Below are 17,109 nucleotides of genomic sequence, written 5' to 3' on the forward strand. Positions count from 1 at the left end.
CGGCGCCTCCGGCTCTTCCCCCTCCACGGTGACGAGTCGTCGGGAGCGCGTGACCCTGCGTAAGATTCAGGTCACGGGCTGAAGGGGGCTGGTTCACCCATGCGGATCAGAAGACGCGGCGCGGCCGTGCTGGTGGCGCTGATCAGCGTGCTCGCGTGCGCGCCCACCGACGAACCGCCGCCCCGCTCGGCCGCCGGCCGCCACACGGGCGCCCCGGGCATCGGCGACGCCGACTTCCCGCAGGACGGCAACGGCGGCTACGACGTCGCCCACTACTCGCTGACCGTCGACTACACCCCGGCGACCAAGCGGCTCACCGGCCTGACGAAGATCCGCGCCAAGGCCACCCAGGACCTGTCGAGCTTCAACCTCGACCTCACCGGCCTCGACGTCGCCAAGGTCAGCGTCGACGGCTCGCCCGCGCGCTTCTCCCGCAAGGGCGGCGAGCTGACCGTGACCCCGGCCGCGCGGCTCAGCGCCGGCTCGCCGTTCACCGCCGAGATCTCCTACTCCGGCAGCCCCACGCCCGCCAAGGACACCGCCAACCTGGGCACGTACGGGTTCATCCCCACCGCCGACGGCGCGTTCGTGGCCTCCGAGCCCAACGGCTCCAAGACCTGGTTCCCCAGCAACGACCACCCGGCCGACAAGGCCACGTTCGACTTCACGGTCACCGTGCCCACCGGCCTGACCGTCGTGGCCAACGGCGAGCAGAGCGCGTCGCCGTCCACCGCGGGCGGCCGCACCACCTACCGGTGGAGCGAGCGGCACCCGATGGCCACCTACCTCGCCACGGCCACGATCGGCAAGTTCGAGGTGCGTCAGGGCCGGTCGCCGGGCGGCATCCCGACATACGCGGCCGTCGATCCGAAGTTCAGGACCGGCCTCGACCGCGTCTACAACGTCTCGGGCGAGATCACCGACTACTGGAGCACGGTCTTCGGCCCCTACCCGTTCTCCTCGACCGGCGCCATCGTCGACGACTACTCGGCCGGCTACGCCCTGGAGAACCAGACCAAGCCCCTCTACGGCGGCTTCGACCCCGACGAGGGCATCATCGCCCACGAGCTGGCCCACCAGTGGTTCGGCGACAGCCTGACCATCAAGCGGTGGAAGGACCTGTGGCTCAACGAGGGCTTCGCGACGTACGCGGAGTGGCTGTGGTCGGAGCACCGGGGCAAGAAGACCGCCGACACCATCTTCAAGGACTTCTACAACCGCGGCGCCAAAGACCCGATGTGGTCCTACCCGCCGGGCCGGGCCAAGCCCGCCGACCTGTTCAACGAGTCGGTCTACACCCGCGGCGGCATGGCGCTGCACGCCCTGCGCAAGGCGGTCGGCGACCCGACGTTCTTCAAGCTGCTCAAGACCTGGACCGCCGAACACCGCTACGGCAACGTCACCACGCGGCAGTTCGTCGACCTGGCCGAGCGGCTGTCCGGCAAGGACCTCGACCCGCTCTTCGACGCGTGGCTCTTCCAGCCGCGCCGCCCCACCCTCGCCTGACCTGCGCCGAAACGCTTTCCTTCGCCCGGTCCAAGTACAGGTGTAAGGGCGAACGACGAAGGGAGCGAGGCCAGTGCGCCTCAACGAGGACCCGGCGGCCTTCGAGGCCTTCTACCGCCGCCATGTCGACGTCGTCATGCGGTTCGTGGTCCGGCGGGTGAGTGATCCTCACCTGGCCGCCGACCTGACCGCCGACGTCTTCCTGGCGGCCCTCGACTCGGCCCACACCTACGTGCCGGGCCGGGGCAGCCAGACCGCGTGGTTGTACGGCGTGGCCCGCAACGTGGTGTCGGCCCAGCTCCGCAGGTCGGCCAGGGAAGCGCGGGCGGCCGGCCGGATCGCGGGGCGGCGGCTGATGGACGACGACGACCTCGTCCGGATGGAGGAGCGGATCGACGCCGAGCGCGGGATGCGCGGCGCCCTGGAGGCCATGGCGGGCCTGCCGGAGGGCGAACGCGCGGTGCTGGAGCTCGTGGCGATCGACCAGCTCACCGTCTCCGAGGCGGCCGCCGCCCTCGGCATCAGGCAGGTGACCGCGCGGGTCCGCCTGCACCGGGCCAGACGCGCCCTGGAGAACGTCGCTTCGCCGTCGGCCGTGTACGTGGAGGGACAGGCATGAACACTTTCGAGGAGCGGTTGCTGGGCGCGCTCAAGGCGGAGATGGCGGCCGGGACGCGGCCCGTCACGGTTCCGGTCGTCCGGCGGTCCCGGCGCAGGGTCGCAGGGCTCGCCGCCGCGGCTGCCGGGGTCGCCGTGGTCGCCGCGGTGGCGGCCACCGGCCTGTTCGGCACCGGGCCCGCGTACGCGGTGACCGGGACGGCCGACGGCGGGGTCGCGGTGGAGATCAACGCCTTCCGGGACCCCGGCGGGCTGGCGGCCGAGCTGGCGGCGGCGGGGGTTAAGGCGGTGGTGGACTACCTGCCGTACGGCCAGACCTGCAAGGAGCCGCGGGGGCGTCAGGGGGGCGGCGAGGGGCGCTTCGAGGCGAGCATCGGCAGGAGCGGGGACGGGATCTCCTTCCGGATCGCGAAGGGCCAGGTCCCGGCGGGGCAGACCCTGGTGCTGGCGGTCACCCTGGACAGGAGCGGGCCCGAGGCTCCGCCGGTGTCCACCTCGCTGCAGGTCGTCCAGGGGGCGGTGGCCCGGTGCGAACCGGTCGCGATGCCCGTCCCGCCGCCGGGCGACCGGAACGACGACCGTTCCGGCACCCGTACCGAAACGGGCGGCGACGAGGGCTCGGGCGTGCACACCCAGCAGGGCTGACCTCCGGCTCGGGCCGACCTCCGACGAGGAGGCCCGGTCAGGAACCCGGGCGGGTCGCGGCCTGCGCACCCTCGGCTCGCGCCCGCCCGGCGCCCATCCCGCGAGTCGCGGGGGTCAGTCGCGGGTGGAGGGCCAGTAGGCGTCGCCGGCCAGGAGGAGGGCGGCGGCGCCTACCAGGCCGGCCTCCTGTCCGAGGGCGGCGGGCACGACCTTGAGACGGCGGGCGAAACCCATGCGGGCGTGGTCCCGCAGCGCCTCCTCCAGGGGGCCGAACAGCGGTTCGCCGGCCTGTGACAGGCCGCCGCCGATCGTCACCAGGTCCAGGTCGCACAGGTGGGTGGCGGAGGCGATCGCGATCCCGAGCGCCCGTCCGGCCCGCCGCATCGCCAGCACGGCCACGGGGTCCCCGGCGAGCGCGTCGGCCGCCAGCGCCCGCCCGGTGACCGCCCGATCCTCCAGGTACGCCTCAGGCCCCTCGGACGCCTCCACGGGCTCGGAGACGGCGGCGGGGGTCCAGCCCTGGGCGAGGGCCCAGGTGGTGAGGGCGGGGCCGCGGGCGATCGCTTCCAGGCAGCCGTGGCCGCCGCAGCCGCAGCGGGGGCCGCCGTCCGGTTCGACCACGACGTGGCCGATGTGGCCGGCGTTGCCCGTGCCGCCGTTGACCAGGCGTCCGCCCAGGATCAGGCCGCCGCCGACGCCGGTGGAGACCACCATGCCCAGCATGTCGGCGCTGCCCTGGCCGGCGCCCCGCCAGTGTTCGGCGACGGCCAGGCAGATGGCGTCGTTGTGCAGGCGTACCGGTAAGCCGGGGAACCGGCCGGTCAGCCGGGCGCGCAGCGGGAAGCCGCGCCAGCCGGGGATGTTGAGCGGCGAGACCTCGCCGTCGGGCCAGGTCATCGGGCCGCCGCAGCCCACGCCGACGCCTTCGGCGCGGGCCGACAGGGGGTCGATGAGGGTGGTGAGGGTGTGCCACAGCGTCTCGGCGTCGGCGTTCTGGGGGGTGGCGGCGCGCCGGGAGGTGATCACGGTGCCGTCAGGAGCCACCAGCCCGGCGGCCATCTTGGTGCCGCCGACGTCGATCGCCAGGATCACGACAGCTCCGGCTCCGCGGCGCTGGAGAAGACCAGCACGGACGCCGTGAGCCCGTGCACGTGGTTGTGGCCGCCGACCGGCCCGACCTCGCCCGCGGCGAAGAAGCCCGCGACGCCGATCGGTCCCAGCGTGTCGCGCAGGGCGACCGGGTCGTGGTCGGCGGTGCCGAACATCGCCGAGCCCCGGCCGTTGCAGGAGAACAGCAGCGCGCCGTCTACCTTGCCGAGCTCCTCGCGGTGGGCGTCGAGCAGGTCGTACAGGTCCTCGTCGGCGGTGGCCGCGTCTCTCACCTGGAAGCGCACGGTACGGCCGATCTCCACGATGTCCCCGATGGCCACGGCCTCGCGTTCGGGGTCGATGCCGATGACGCCCCTGATGAGGAAGTCGCCGCGTTCGTGGCGTTCGGCGTACTCGTCCATGGCCACGCCGATCTGCAGGCCGGCGGCGACCAGTTCGCGGTCGTCCTCGTCCAGTTCGCTGACGATGTCCTCCAGCCGGGCCAGCGCGGGCTGACCGGCCAGTTCGAGCAGCAGGTTCTCCTCCGAGGCCGTGACCACCATGCTGGGGCCGATCGGGCGGCAGCCCTGGCTGACCACCGTACTGATCTTGATCGGCCCGCTGAGCAGGACGCCGATCGCGCCCTCGGTGTAGATCTTGCCGTCCGCGAACAGCCGTACGGACCCTCTGCCCTGCAGCCCGTTGGCCAGGCCGCCGATCAGCGGCAGGTCGCCGAGCACGTCGACCGAACGCTCCACGAACGCGTCGGTCGGGAAGGTGTACGGGTCGGCCAGCAGGATCGCCACGTGGTCGTCGCCCGTGCGCTCGGGCAGCCCGACGACCACGAACCGGTCCTCGGCCGCCAGCGTCTCCAGGGCGAACGTGGTGAGCCTGGCCCCCTCCAGGGTGGCCGCCCACGCGCTCACGGCGGGCGTCAGCTCGACCCCCTGCCCGTCGCCGATCACACCGGTGGCGCTGCATCCGATCACGTGCGCCTCGGGCGCCAGCTTCATCGCGGCCTGGCCGGCTCTGGCGACGTCCTCGGGGTCCTCGCCGCAGATGAAGAAGCAGACCAGGTCGGCCTGGCCGCTGAGCCTCGACAGTGCCTGACCGACGGCGCTCTCCGCGGCCTCCACCAGGTCGGAACCCACGGCGAGGCCGTCGGCGAAGCGGCTTGTCATCAAGGCCACGCGTCTCGCCTCCCTCGACATGTGCATGTTCCCTAGGGCCGATTCTCCCCACTAAAGGGACAAGCACGCGTACGAACCGTCACGCAATAGGTCAAGATCCGAAATCTCCGCCAGATGCGAAACTCTCTGCCGCATTTCTCGCGGGGGACGTAGTCTCGATCCCGTGCATCAGCCACGTATTCTCCGCGAGTTGCGGGAGAGCGGCCACGTTCATCGCAGCGTCAAGGCCGAGGTCCGGGAAAACCTGCTGGCCAGGCTGCGGGCCGGCGAGCCCCGGTTCCCCGGCATAGTGGGCTTCGACGACTCCGTCCTGCCACACCTGGAGCGGGCGCTGCTCGCCGGGCACGACCTGGTCCTGCTCGGTGAGCGAGGGCAGGGCAAGACGCGGCTCATCCGCACGATCACCGGCCTGCTCGACGAGTGGACCCCGGTGGTCGAGGGCTGCGAGATCAACGACCATCCGTACGCACCCGCCTGCACGCGCTGCAAGACCCTGGCGCGCGAGCTGGGCGACGAGCTGCCGGTGGCGTGGAAGCACCGCGACGAGCGTTACGGCGAGAAGCTCGCCACTCCCGACACCTCCGTCGGCGACCTCATCGGCGACGTCGACCCCATCAAGATCGCGGAGGGGCGCACCCTCGGCGACCCCGAGACCGTCCACTACGGCCTGGTCCCCCGCACCAACCGCGGCGTGTTCTCCGTCAACGAGCTGCCCGACCTGGCCGAGCGCATCCAGGTCTCGCTGCTCAACGTGCTGGAGGAACGTGACATCCAGGTGCGCGGCTACAACCTGCGCCTGCCCCTCGACATCCTGCTCATCGCCAGCGCCAACCCCGAGGACTACACCAACAGGGGCCGCATCATCACGCCGCTGAAGGACCGCTTCGGCGCCGAGATCCGCACCCACTACCCGCTCACGGTCGAGGACGAGCTCACCCTCATCCGCCAGGAGTCGGTGCCCGACATCGGGGCCGACGTGCCCGAGCACCTGATCGAGGTGATCGCCAGGTTCACCCGGCTGGTCCGCGAGTCCACGGCCGTCGACGTCCGTTCCGGCGTGTCGGCGCGCTTCTCGATCGCCGCCGCCGAGACCGCCGCGGCCTCCGCCGTGCGCAGGTCCGCGATCAAGGGCGAGGACCAGGCCGTCACGCGCGTCTGCGACCTGGCCTGCGTCGTCCACAGCCTGCGCGGCAAGGTGGAGTTCGAGGTCAGCGAGGAGGGCAGGGAGACCGAGATCCTGGCCCACCTGCTGCGCCGGGCCACGGCCGAGACGTTCAGGAACAGGCTGGGCGGCATGGACCTGGCCCCGGTGACCGACAAGTTCGCCGAGGGCAACCAGGTGGAGTCCGGCGACATGGTGGCCGCGGCCGAGCTGCTGCACCGGATCGGGCCGGTCAGCGGCCTGGCCAAGATCATGTCCAGGCTCGGCATGGGCGCCGGCGAGGAGTCCCCCGGGCACGCCGCGGCGGCTCTGGAGTTCGCGCTGGAAGGTCTCTACCTGATGCGACGGCTGTCAAAGGAAGACCTCGACGGGGTCACGATCTACCGCACGTGAACAAACGGGCGGTTTCCCGCGTCGTAGTGTTTGGTTGATCACGACTCCGGGGGGAACCGCCCATGCGCCTGCTCATCCATGCCACCGCCGTCGGCCTCGTCCTGGGTGGCCTCGCGCTCCCCGCGCAGGCCGCCCCCGCCAGGACAGCCGCCAAGACCGCCTACGGCTACGCCTGGGCCGACGGCAAGGGCAGCCTGCGGATCGTGCCCATGAAGCCCGCCAAGGTGCGGCGCGGCGGCAACGTGCTCTACAAGCTGACCGCGATCCCGGGGGCCGAAGAGCTCAAGCTCGACTACACCCGAGCCGCCTACAGCCGGGTGACGACGGCCTGCGACCTAAAGGAGACCGAGGGGCGGGTCGCGCTGGACCGCGACGGCCTGGGCCGGACGTCGTGCAAGCCCGCCCAGCTCACCGTCGGGCTCCGGGAGGGCGCGGTCCCGCTGCGCGTGGAGTACGAGGGTGACAAGGCCGTGAAGGCCCAGGAGTTCCTGCTGGACGCCTGGCCGGAGCCGGTCACCGCGCGCGGCTCGGTCAAGCGCGTCGACGACGCGACGGTCCTGTTCAGCACCGGCGGCAAGCAGCTCAAGCTGGGCTACACGTACCTGACGTCCTTCTACCGGGCCACCGCCCGCTGCGGCGACCGCTGGGTGTCCGGGAAGCCGGCCCGCGTCGACAAGCGCGGGCTCGGCACGCTGTCCTGCGAGTCGGCCGATCTGACCAAGGCGCTCAAGGGTGCCGGGCGCGCGGTGCAGGTGCAGGTGAGTTATACGCCCGACGCGAACAGCGCGGTCGAGGTGTGGGAAGTGGCCAGGCGTCCGTAGACGGGCGGGGGCGGGTTGGGGTTAGCGTGGAAGCGTGATGGCCTTCCGCTACGGCGAATACCACGACGGCCCCGACCCCCTGGCCCCTCCTTACGACGTACGCGCGGCCCTCGACGAGATGGGCGACGCGATCCTGTCCGGTTCGACGCCGGTCCACGCGCTGCGCGACCTGCTCAAGCGCGGGCTGCCCGGCAGCCAGGACCGCCGGGGGCTCGACGACATGCTCAAGGAGGTCCGCAGGCGGCGCAGGGACCTGCGCGAGCGCGGGCGGCTCGACGGCACCCTCGAACGCGCGCGGGCATTGCTGGACAAGGCGATCGGGCAGGAGCGGGCCGAGCTGTTCCCCGACCCGTCCGACGACGCGCGGCTGCGCGAGGCCGGGCTCGACGGGTTGCCGGAGGACACCGCGAGCGCCATCCAGGAGCTGAGCACGTACGAGTGGCGTTCGGCGGCGGCCCGCCAGACCTTCGAGGAGCTGCGCGACCTGCTGCGGCGCGAGGTGCTCGACAGCCAGTTCAGAGGGCTCCGCGACGCACTGGCCAACCCCGACCCCGAGGCCATGGCCCGCGTCCGGCAGATGATGTCCGATCTGAACGACATGCTGGACAGGGACACCCGGGGCGAGCACACCCAAGAAGATTTTGACGCCTTTATGGCGAAATATGGCGATTTGTTCCCAGAAACGCCGCGAAACCTTGAGGAGCTCGTCGACATCCTGGCCCGGCGGGCCGCCGCCACCCAGCGCATGCTGGCCTCGATGACCCCCCGCCAGCGCGAGGAGCTGTCCAGCCTCATCAACCAGACCCTCGACCAGGCCGGCCTGTCCGACCAGATGCGCCGCCTCGGCGAGGCCCTGCACGCCCGCCGTCCCGACCTGGCCTGGAACGCCCCCGAGCGCCTGACCGGCGAGGAGCCCCTGGCCATGGGCGACGCCGTCACTGCCCTGGAGGAGCTGGCCGACCTCACCCAGCTGGAGACCGCCCTGCGCCAGGACTACCCGGGCGCGCGGCTCGACGACATCGACGAGGCCGCCGTACGCCGTGCCCTGGGCCGTGCCGCGGTCGACGACCTGGAGGCGCTCAAGCGCATCGAACGCGAGCTGGAGGAGCAGGGCTACCTGCTGCGCCGCCGCGGCAAGCTGGAGCTGACCCCGAAGGCGGTCCGGCGGCTCGGCGAGACCGCGCTGCGACGCGTGTTCTCCTCCCTCGACGCGGGCCGGCGCGGCGACCACGACCAGCACGACGCGGGCTCGGCCGGCGAGCTCACCGGCTCCACCCGGCCGTGGCGCTTCGGCGACGAACAGCCGATCGACGTCGTCCGCACGCTGGTCAACGGCGTGCGCAGCGGCGGCGTGGCGACCGCCCCGCAGGACGGGCGGGCCCGGGTGCGGCTGTCCGTCGACGACTTCGAGGTCTCCGAGACCGAACGCCGCAGCGCGGCGGCGGTGTGCCTGCTGGTCGACCTGTCGTACTCGATGGCCCTGCGCGGCACGTGGGCCGCGGCCAAGCAGACGGCGCTGGCCCTCCAGGCGCTCGTGGCCTCCAAGTTCCCGCAGGACGCCGTGCAGATCATCGGCTTCTCCAACTACGCCAGGGTCCTGCAGCCCGACGAGCTGGCCGGCCTCGACTGGGACATGGTCCAGGGCACCAACCTCCACCACGCCCTCCTGATCGCCGGCCGCCACCTCGACCGCCACCCCGACTTCGAGCCGGTGGTGCTGGTGGTCACCGACGGCGAGCCGACCGCCCACCTCATGCGCAACGGCAGGTCGGCCTTCGAGTGGCCGCCGTCGCACGAGACGCTGGAGCTGACGCTGGCCGAGGTGGACAAGATGACGCGACGACGGGCGACGATCAACGTCTTCATGCTGGCGGCCGACGACCGGCTGAAGGAGTTCGTGGACGAGGTGGCCCGCAGGAACGGCGGCCGGGTGTTCTCCCCGAGCGCCGACCGGCTCGGCGAATACGTCGTCAGCGACTTCCTCCGCCTCCGCCGCTCCCGTTGACAAAGAAAGGCGCTCGCCGGCACGCGCGCAAACTCATTCCCCTGTCGCTGCCGGCCGGTTCGGCCCGCACAAAAGACGCTTGACCCTGCACGACGAACCGATGTCACCGCGGGCGGCGGATCCTGGAACGCCCCGCCCACGGGACATCGGCCAACGCGACGAAATGAATACCGAGAGTAGCGCTGCCGGGGCGGTCGCTTTCCGTCGCCGGGCAGCGGCGGCGAAAAAGTGCAATGCCGGCATGACGGCCATCTCTTCCTGGCACAGTTCAGGCCATGCCTTTATATCGCCACCTCGGGCGCATGCCCCACAGATATTTATTAGCGACCCTCACGGTAATCGCTTGCGCCGCCTATTCGACACTCGGATTAGTGAAGCTCCACACCTTCCGGACCGGCATCTACGACCTTGTCATCTTCGATCAGGGCGTAAGAGGCTACGCGCACCTCGGTGCGCCTCTTTCGTTCGTGAAGGGCAACTGGCAGGAACTCGGTTCAGCGTTCACCTTGCTCGGTGACCACTTCTCGCCGATGCTCGCGTTGCTGGCCCCGCTCTACTGGGCCCACGACGGCCCTGAGACGCTCATCGTGGCCCAGGCCGCCCTCTTCTCCGCCGCGGCGGTGCCCTTCTGGGTCTACGTCCGACGCGCGCTCGGCGCCGGGGCCGCGTATTCACTGGCCGTCGCCTATCTTCTGTCCTGGCCGATCGCCGAGGCGGTGAACTTCCATTTCCACGAGTACGCCTTCGTGCCTTTGATCACCGCGGTGCTGTTCGAGCGGATCCAGGCCGGGCGGCGATGGCAGGCACTGGCGGCGGCAGGCGTGCTGCTTCTGGTCAAGGAGGACATGGCGATCTTCGTGGTCGGTCTCGGCGCAGGGTTGCTGTTCGTCCGCGAGTGGCGCCGCGCCGGCGCGGCGATGCTGGCGGGCGGTGTCGCCTTCCTCTGCCTGGCGACCTACGTGATCATGCCGGCCTTCGGCGCCGATCCGGGCCGGTACTGGTACTACACCCGCTGGGGCGCCGACCCGGCCGAGGCGATGACGCACCTGCTGTCACGGCCGCTGGACATCCTGCACGTTCTCGCCACCCCCGACACGAAGCTGTGGACGCTCCTGCTGCTCTTCGCCCCGCTGTGCTTCCTGCCGCTGCTGTCGCCGTACGCTCTGGCCCCGCTCGCGCTGCTGGCGGAGCGCATGCTCGCCACCGACCCGGGCGCGGCCGGCTGGTGGGGGACGCGCTACCACTACAACGCCGCGATCGTGATGGCCCTGTTCTGCGCCGCCGTCGACGGCGCGGTACGGCTTCACCGGGCGACACGAGGACGACGGCCGTGGCGATTCCTCCCGTCCGCAACCGTCCTCGCGGCGGTCACGACGGTGGCGGCGGTGGCCATCGTGCCGTTCTTCGCCCTGGGAAATCTGTTCAAACCGAGCTGGTACCCGGCTGACGCCCGATCCGCCGCGGCCATGGAAGCCATGCGCCGGATTCCGGACGGCGTGCTCGTCGAAGCGGCCAACGCCGTCGGCCCGAATATTTCGGCTCGCACCAAGGTCGTGGCCTGGGCCGCCAAGACGGCGGCGCGACCGGAGCGCGCGCCATGGATCCTGGCCGACCTGAAGGACAAGCAGCCGCACTTCGCTTCGATCCAGGCCCAGGCCGCGGATGTCGAACTGCTGCGGCAGCGTGGCTATCGCGAAGCCTTCTCGCGGGACGGATACATCGTCCTCTTCGACCCGTCGCCCACAGAGGGATGAACAGGAAGTCCCCTTTTCCGGGTGCACCAGCCGTAGCGCATGTCCACAGCCGTCAAAGAGAAGGCTGATCGCCTCAGGCAGAAGAGGATCCGGCGGGCAACGTCGCGCGCAGGTTCTCCCGCGCGGTGCGGACCTCCGGAATGCGGTCCCATTTGGCGGTCACGGTGATGATTGCAGTGACGCGAGCATTCACCCGAGCGCTGCCGACGAACGGTAGCGCCCGGGTGAGGCTGTGCATGTGGTGCACCGCGAGCGCCGGTTCATCCGCGCGCACCGCCGTCTGAACCTGCCTGCCGAGATATTGGGCCCGGAAGAGCGGAGACCATTGGGCCATGGCCGCCGCCGCTTCCCGCAGCAGGCGGTCGGCCTGGTCGTAGTGGCCCAGCCTGCTCAGCCCGATCGCGACATCCCCGCCGAGAGCGGCCTCGGCGAACGGGCTCAGGCCGGACGTGCCCAAGGCGCGATCGAGGGCTTCGCGGGCCTCCCGCTGGCTGCCGTTGACGCAGGCCAGGGCACGGCCGAGCCGCATGTGCAGGCTCGACAGGCGGCTCGGCGGAAGGTCCGGGATGCGCAGACCCCGCTGGGCATGCCGTACCGCGCGCAGCGGATCGCCGCGATAGAGGCTGACCCGGCTCAGGGCGTCGTACGCCTGGGCCCGCGCTGGCGCGTCCTCGGCCTGGTGGGCGAGGTCAAGGGCGATCGTGCCCGCGTGTTCGGACTGGGCCAGCCGACCGGCGTCGTACAGCGCGATGCCCGCCTGGTACATCAGGTCGGACGCCGCACCTCGGAGCTCGTGGCCCGCAGAGCCGATCTGCAGGTGGGCGACGCGCTTCACGTGCCCGAGGGCGCGGGCCGCGAGAGGCAGCCCGCCGAGTTCGTAGCGCCCGCGCGCCAGGCTGTCGGACAGGGCACGCACGTAGTCGGGGTCGAGATAGGGATCGGAGTCGGCGGCGGACGCGACGAACACGACCGATGCGGCTGCCGACAAGAACTCCCGGCGTTCCACAGGCTCCTCCACGGAGGGTGTAAACCGTACCTCCCACCCCACACGCGCGAGCAGCTCCTTCGCCCGCGCCAGACCTGTGTCGGCGACACCGTTGCAGACGCGCGAGATCCACGCCTGCGACACTCCCAGCTCACGGCCGAGCTGCTGCTGGGTCCAGCCGCGCTGTTTCATGATCGCCGTAAGGGCTACGGGCAGTGACCGAACGTCCACCAGCCGAGCGTATAGCGGCAGAGGTATTGGCCAGTAGGGCCTTATTCCTGTGAGGAATACCCCGCCTGGTCTGCCGAAAAACGAAGGGCAAACATGGCCGTGCACCCCAGGGAGACACAGCTGAACGGTGACGACCAGTGAAACGCAGGCTCTTGGAACGGATGCCCGAAAGGCCGGGCGACGGAGACGTCCCCATCAATGACAGAACGGCAGGCAGGCACATCATCGCCTTGCACGAACTCCGTCGCTTGCTGACGAAACGGAGAGTTCGCACTCTGGCCATCGACGAGCGATACAGGCTCACTCTCAAGGCTGCGGGCCGAGGCTGCGGCAGCCGGCTGGAACGGCACCCGCCCGAACTCGTGGTCTACGCCGACCAAGGCGGACGCGTCGCGACCGTCCGCATGGCCCCTCGCTCAGGGGAGTACGTGCTGGAGCTGGACGTGGGCGGCCTTCCGCTTCCCGACGGACCTCTCCCGCGCCTGGCCGCACTGCCGGAGGAGGCCGCCGAGCTGATCCTCGGACACGTCGCGGGCCCGTCATGAACCTTGCGGACCTCCACCACCGGTACGGGCACGACTGGCACATCGTGTCCCTGCCCTACGGCGCTGCCGCCTGGAGACGGCAACCGCCCACCCTTGAGCACTTCAGGCAAGGGCGGCTGTACTCGCTCGTCGGTGTGGACCCCGACCACTTGGGGGGCCAACTCGCCCGTCAGGCGGAGCTCCAGGCACAACGCACAGGGCCTCTTTCGTCGAGCACGCTCCCTCGTCCGGCGGGAGTCGCCGACGACCGGTTGTGATTCGTCAGATTGCCGCGAGGAGGCCGACAGTCTTCCCGCGGATAGGCGGAGGAGGTTGCCGCAGGCGTCTCGGGCGACGGTCAGAGAAGCCGTCTCGGAGGCGGCAGGAACACTGCTCCAACACATGACCAGGAAGGAGGCAGGTGACCTCCGGGGGTCCGGGGGTCGGGAGACCCCGGGCCAGGGGGTTCAGGGGAGCTCGGCTCCCCCGATGAAGCGGAGCCCGGAGCCCTTCGGCGCGCAGCGCCCCGGGGCGGAGGCCCTTTGGGGCTCGTCCTGGGGTCTGTCAGGCTTCGATCAGGCGGGCGTAGAAGTCGAGGGCCACGTCGAACCCGTCGCGGCAGTTGCGGTGCGACCGGTAACAGGGCCGCCAGGCCGAGCTGGCCCCCACCCCCGCCCGCGCGTCCACCAATGCCGACGGCACGCGCTCCGGCCGGGGCAGCAGCCCGTGGCCCAGGTAGCGGACGCCGGTCAGCTCGGTGTGCGCGCCCGCCCCGCCGGAGACGAAGCGGCCGAGCCGCCAGCCGCTCTCCTCGTCCCACACCAGCGCGTGGCCGTCGGTCAGCTTGACCGTGGCGTGCCGCGGATCGCAGGGGCCCTCCCACCAGTCGGCCACCTCGGCTCCGAGCAGGTCGACGACGCGCTCCACATAGCCCACCGGCTGCTGCAGCCACTCGTCGGTGTACGGCTCGACATGCCTGATGGCCACGGATGGCACCCCCTTGTGCCCTGAAGGTAAGAATAAAGCGACGGTGACCAACCATACCCGTGGCGAACTTATTCCGTTGCACGTCCGTCTAGTCATTACGGACGATATTTACGTCCGACACGGGGAAGGAGGGGAGCCCATGATTGCCACGATCCTGCTGATCACCCTGATGGCCGTAGCGGTGGCCGCCACGGAGCTCATCATGCGTTGCTCCTCGCAGGTTAAAGAGAGTGTCGAGCCGCCGACCGAGATCGTCGGGGACTAGTCTCAGGCGCATGTCCCTGCTTCTCTGGCTGCACATCGGCTTCGCCATCTTCACGATCGGCCCGCTGACCGCCGCGACGATGGCGGCTCCGCGGGCCATCCGCACCAACAACGTGCCCGTCCTGCGGAACATCCAGCGCACCACGAGGATCTACAGCCTGGCCAGCCTGGGTGTGCTGGTGTTCGGCGTGGCCCTGGGCATCGTCGTCGGGAACGGCGTGCTCGGCCTTTGGTACATGACGGCGTCGATGACGCTGTTCATCGTGGCGATCGTGTTGCTCGTCATCATCGACCGCGACCTGCGCACCGCCCTCCGCGCGCTCGAAAGCGAGAACGCGGAGGACGACGCGAAGGTGCAGACCGGACGGGTCGCGGCGATCAGCGGCCTGCTGGCCGTGATCTGGCTGGTGATCCTCTTCCTGATGGTCGTCCCGACGCCTTGACGGTCGTCCCGACGCCTTGACGGTCGTCCCGACGCCTTGACGGTGGTCGCGACCGCCTTGATGAGGCTTGCGGCGTCCTAGCCGAGGGCCTGGGTGAGGTCGGCGAGCAGGTCGTCGACCGTCTCGATGCCGACCGACAGGCGCACCAGGTCGTTCGGCACCTCCAGGGGCGAGCCCGCCGCGGAGGCGTGCGTCATGCGGCCCGGGTGCTCGATGAGCGACTCGACGCCGCCCAGCGACTCGCCGAGCGTGAACAGCTTGGCCCGGTTGCACACCTCCACGGCCTCGGCCTCGCCGCCCGCCACGCGGAAGGACACCATGCCGCCGAAGCGCCGCATCTGCTTGGCGGCGACCTCGTGGCCGGGGTGCTCGGCCAGGCCCGGGTAGAGCACCTGGGTCACGCGCGGGTGCGCGAGCAGCAGGTCGACGACGCGTTCGGCGTTGTCGCAGTGGCGGTCCATGCGCACGCCGAGGGTCTTGAGCCCGCGCAGCGTCAGCCAGGCGTCGAACGGGCCGGCCACCGCGCCCATCGCGTTCTGGTGGTAGGTCAGCTCGTCGCCGAGGCCCTTGTCCCGCGCGATCAGCGCGCCGCCGACCACGTCGGAGTGGCCGCCGACGTACTTGGTGGTGGAGTGGACGACCACGTCGGCCCCGAGCGCCAGGGGCTGCTGCAGGTACGGCGAGGCGAAGGTGTTGTCCACGACCAGCAGCGCGCCGTTCTCGTGGGCCAGCTGCGCCAGGGCGGCGATGTCGGCGATGCCGAGCAGCGGGTTGGTGGGCGTCTCGACCCACACGATCTTCGTCTTCTGCGTCATGGCCGACGCCACCGCGTCGAGGTCGTGCAGCGGGACCGGGTCGTAGTGCAGGCCCCAGCGCTCGTGCACCTTGGCGAACAGCCGGTACGTGCCCCCGTACGCGTCGTTGGGGATGATCACGTGATCCTGCGGCCGGCACACCGTGCGCAGCAGGGTGTCCTCGGCGGCCAGGCCCGAGGCGAACGCCAGCCCGCGCGCGCCGCCCTCCACGGCGGCCAGCGCCTCTTCCAGCGCCGTCCGCGTGGGGTTGGCCGAGCGGCTGTACTCATATCCCGAACGCAGGCCGCCCACGCCGTCCTGCTTGTAGGTGGACGTGGCGTAGATCGGCGGCACGACCGCGCCGGTCAGCGGGTCGGGCTCCTGACCTGCGTGGATCGCCAGGGTCTCAAAACCGTTGGTCATAGGCCCCACGTTAACGGAAAGCGGCCCGCGATCCGTTCCCCAGCGGATCGCGGGCCGGTGGCGGGGCCCGTCCCCCGACGGCGCCCGCCCGGACCCGCGCGGCCATGCCCGCGCGGGCCACGTTCTCGAAGGCTCAGGCCGCCCGGGGCTCGCGGGCCGACGCGGCCGGCGCGGCCGTCACGGCCGGGGCGCTGAGCCGTACGACCTCCACGTCGATGTGGCGGCCGCTGGCGCCCTCCGCCTCCTCACCGTTGATGCGCGAGAGCAGCACGGGGTCGGCCAGCGCGAGCAGCGCCGTGACGACCAGTCCCAACCCCAGCAGAACGAACCCGATGACAACCATGTCCTGTCCCCCTTCCGACGTGTTCCAGCATCGCCGAGGGGCCGTCGCCGCCGCCTCCGCTGAAGGGCTGGTCCGGCGGCGACCGGGTCGGCCGATCGGTTGATACGAGTTGTCCGACTTCCGGCCTACTCTCGTGGCGTGGGGGATTCGAAAGGCATCGCGTACTGGGTCCGGCGGCTGAGCGAGATCGCGATGCTCGGCTGGCTCGGCCTGATGCTGATGCTCGACCTGGCCATCGCCGTCAGCGTCGGAGGGTTGCAGTGGTTCGTGCCGTTCTGCGGCGCGGCCGGGATCGCGGCGGTCGTCCTGCGCCGCCGCCACCGGCTTGAGGGCTTCTGCGCGCTGCTGGGGCTGTCCTTCGCCGCGTCGGTGGTCATCGGGTCGGTCGGCGCGCTGGGCGCGCCCGGCATGGCCGAGACGGGGTCGCTGCTGATCCTCCTCATCGGCGTGCTGCGGCACGTGGAGCCGGTACGGCGGGCGGCGGTGCTGTCGCTCGTGGGACTGGGCGTGCTGATGGCCGAGTCGGCCAGGCGCGACTACCCCACGGCGGGGCTGGCGTTCGCGTTCCTGCTGTTCGCGGGGTGGTCGACGGCCGCGGGCATCGGCGGCTACCTGCGGTTCCAGCAGGAGCGCCGGACCGAGGCGGTGCACTCCGTACGCCGGGCCGAACGCCTCGAACTGGCCAGGGAGCTGCACGACCTGGTCGCCCACCACATCACCGGCATCGTCGTCCAGGCCCAGGCCGCGCGTACGGTCGCCGAGCACAAGCCCGAGGCCGTGCTGCCCGCGCTCGACGCGATCGCCTCGGCCGGGTCGGAGGCGCTGACCTCGATGCGGCGCATGGTCACCGTCCTGCGCACCGAGGACGAGGCCGACCGTAGGCCCGGCACGACGCTGGCCGACCTGCGGCTTTTGACCGAGCGGTTCTCGGT

16 protein-coding genes and 1 pseudogene are annotated in these 17,109 nt (G+C 71.0%); 11 read left to right on the forward strand and 6 right to left on the reverse strand.

Translation table 11 applies throughout. From position 1 onward, the window contains the following. Positions 1-99: 99 nt before the first annotated feature. The 3 genes from ABT158_RS13200 to ABT158_RS13210 all read left to right on the forward strand — a co-directional run bounded on the left by ABT158_RS13200 (position 100) and on the right by ABT158_RS13210 (position 2,769). Entirely contained in the window at positions 100-1,506 is a 1,407-nt protein-coding gene (locus ABT158_RS13200; protein ID WP_352352981.1) for a M1 family metallopeptidase, read from the forward strand. A 73-nt stretch (positions 1,507-1,579) separates the two neighbouring features. Beyond that, the gene (locus ABT158_RS13205) at positions 1,580-2,125 is read left to right on the forward strand and encodes an RNA polymerase sigma factor (protein ID WP_352352982.1); all 546 of its coding nucleotides are present in this window, start codon (positions 1,580-1,582) and stop codon (positions 2,123-2,125) included. Next, positions 2,122-2,769, forward strand: a complete 648-nt coding sequence (locus tag ABT158_RS13210) for a hypothetical protein (protein ID WP_352352983.1) — start codon at positions 2,122-2,124, stop codon at positions 2,767-2,769. Before ABT158_RS13205 ends, ABT158_RS13210 begins: the two co-directional genes overlap by 4 nt. A 114-nt stretch (positions 2,770-2,883) precedes the next feature. Here ABT158_RS13210 and ABT158_RS13215 read toward each other — a convergent pair whose 3' ends face one another. Both ABT158_RS13215 and ABT158_RS13220 read right to left on the reverse strand, forming a co-directional pair. Continuing rightward, positions 2,884-3,861: an ROK family protein gene (locus ABT158_RS13215; protein WP_352352984.1), complete on the reverse strand. Its 978-nt coding sequence runs from the start codon at positions 3,859-3,861 to the stop codon at positions 2,884-2,886. Beyond that, positions 3,858-5,039: an FIST signal transduction protein gene (locus tag ABT158_RS13220; protein WP_352353142.1), complete on the reverse strand. Its 1,182-nt coding sequence runs from the start codon at positions 5,037-5,039 to the stop codon at positions 3,858-3,860. Before ABT158_RS13220 ends, ABT158_RS13215 begins: the two co-directional genes overlap by 4 nt. Positions 5,040-5,211: 172 nt before the next feature. Here ABT158_RS13220 and ABT158_RS13225 point away from each other — a divergent pair, with 172 nt between their 5' ends. The 4 genes from ABT158_RS13225 to ABT158_RS13240 all read left to right on the forward strand — a co-directional run bounded on the left by ABT158_RS13225 (position 5,212) and on the right by ABT158_RS13240 (position 11,183). Beyond that, entirely contained in the window at positions 5,212-6,603 is a 1,392-nt protein-coding gene (locus ABT158_RS13225) for a sigma 54-interacting transcriptional regulator (RefSeq protein WP_352352985.1), read from the forward strand. 62 nt (positions 6,604-6,665) lie between these two features. Further along, positions 6,666-7,424 (forward strand): hypothetical protein, encoded by a 759-nt coding sequence (locus tag ABT158_RS13230; protein WP_352352986.1) that lies wholly within the window; start codon positions 6,666-6,668, stop codon positions 7,422-7,424. A gap of 37 nt (positions 7,425-7,461) precedes the next feature. Further along, positions 7,462-9,429: a vWA domain-containing protein gene (locus ABT158_RS13235; RefSeq protein WP_352353143.1), complete on the forward strand. Its 1,968-nt coding sequence runs from the start codon at positions 7,462-7,464 to the stop codon at positions 9,427-9,429. Between the two features lie 371 nt (positions 9,430-9,800). Beyond that, on the forward strand, positions 9,801-11,183 hold the full coding sequence (locus ABT158_RS13240; RefSeq protein ID WP_352352987.1) for a DUF2079 domain-containing protein: 1,383 nt from the start codon (positions 9,801-9,803) through the stop codon (positions 11,181-11,183). Positions 11,184-11,256: 73 nt separating this feature from the next. Here ABT158_RS13240 and ABT158_RS13245 read toward each other — a convergent pair whose 3' ends face one another. Continuing rightward, positions 11,257-12,399 (reverse strand): NsdA family TPR-like regulatory protein, encoded by a 1,143-nt coding sequence (locus tag ABT158_RS13245; RefSeq protein ID WP_352352988.1) that lies wholly within the window; start codon positions 12,397-12,399, stop codon positions 11,257-11,259. 404 nt (positions 12,400-12,803) lie between these two features. Between ABT158_RS13245 and ABT158_RS13250 the strand changes: the two genes are divergently transcribed. Further along, positions 12,804-12,944, forward strand: coding sequence for a hypothetical protein (locus ABT158_RS13250; protein WP_352352989.1), 141 nt, complete (start codon positions 12,804-12,806; stop codon positions 12,942-12,944). Between the two features lie 543 nt (positions 12,945-13,487). On the opposite strand, the gene ABT158_RS13255 is transcribed toward ABT158_RS13250, so the two are convergent. Then, positions 13,488-13,910 carry a DUF6292 family protein gene (locus ABT158_RS13255; RefSeq protein WP_352352990.1) on the reverse strand — a complete coding sequence of 141 codons (423 nt, stop codon included), beginning with the start codon at positions 13,908-13,910 and terminating at the stop codon, positions 13,488-13,490. 139 nt (positions 13,911-14,049) lie between these two features. Here ABT158_RS13255 and ABT158_RS13260 point away from each other — a divergent pair, with 139 nt between their 5' ends. Both ABT158_RS13260 and ABT158_RS13265 read left to right on the forward strand, forming a co-directional pair. Beyond that, positions 14,050-14,175 carry a hypothetical protein gene (locus tag ABT158_RS13260; RefSeq protein ID WP_352326121.1) on the forward strand — a complete coding sequence of 42 codons (126 nt, stop codon included), beginning with the start codon at positions 14,050-14,052 and terminating at the stop codon, positions 14,173-14,175. Positions 14,176-14,185: 10 nt separating this feature from the next. Then, complete coding sequence (locus tag ABT158_RS13265; protein ID WP_352352991.1) at positions 14,186-14,617, forward strand: DUF2269 family protein; 432 nt, start codon at positions 14,186-14,188, stop codon at positions 14,615-14,617. Between the two features lie 77 nt (positions 14,618-14,694). Here the strand turns inward: ABT158_RS13265 and ABT158_RS13270 are convergent, their stop codons facing one another. Together ABT158_RS13270 and ABT158_RS13275 are read right to left on the reverse strand one after the other, a co-directional pair. Further along, positions 14,695-15,834: a cystathionine gamma-synthase gene (locus tag ABT158_RS13270; RefSeq protein WP_352352992.1), complete on the reverse strand. Its 1,140-nt coding sequence runs from the start codon at positions 15,832-15,834 to the stop codon at positions 14,695-14,697. A gap of 133 nt (positions 15,835-15,967) precedes the next feature. Continuing rightward, on the reverse strand, positions 15,968-16,177 hold the full coding sequence (locus ABT158_RS13275) for a hypothetical protein (protein ID WP_352352993.1): 210 nt from the start codon (positions 16,175-16,177) through the stop codon (positions 15,968-15,970). Positions 16,178-16,690: 513 nt separating this feature from the next. On the opposite strand from ABT158_RS13275, the pseudogene ABT158_RS13280 reads away from it, so the two are divergent. Further along, positions 16,691-17,032 (forward strand): annotated as a pseudogene (locus tag ABT158_RS13280) (histidine kinase); the annotation flags it as partial. Between the last annotated feature and the right edge of the window lie 77 nt (positions 17,033-17,109).

Origin of the sequence: Nonomuraea sp. NPDC001636, from assembly GCF_040298265.1 — a bacterium.
GTDB lineage: Bacteria > Actinomycetota > Actinomycetes > Streptosporangiales > Streptosporangiaceae > Nonomuraea.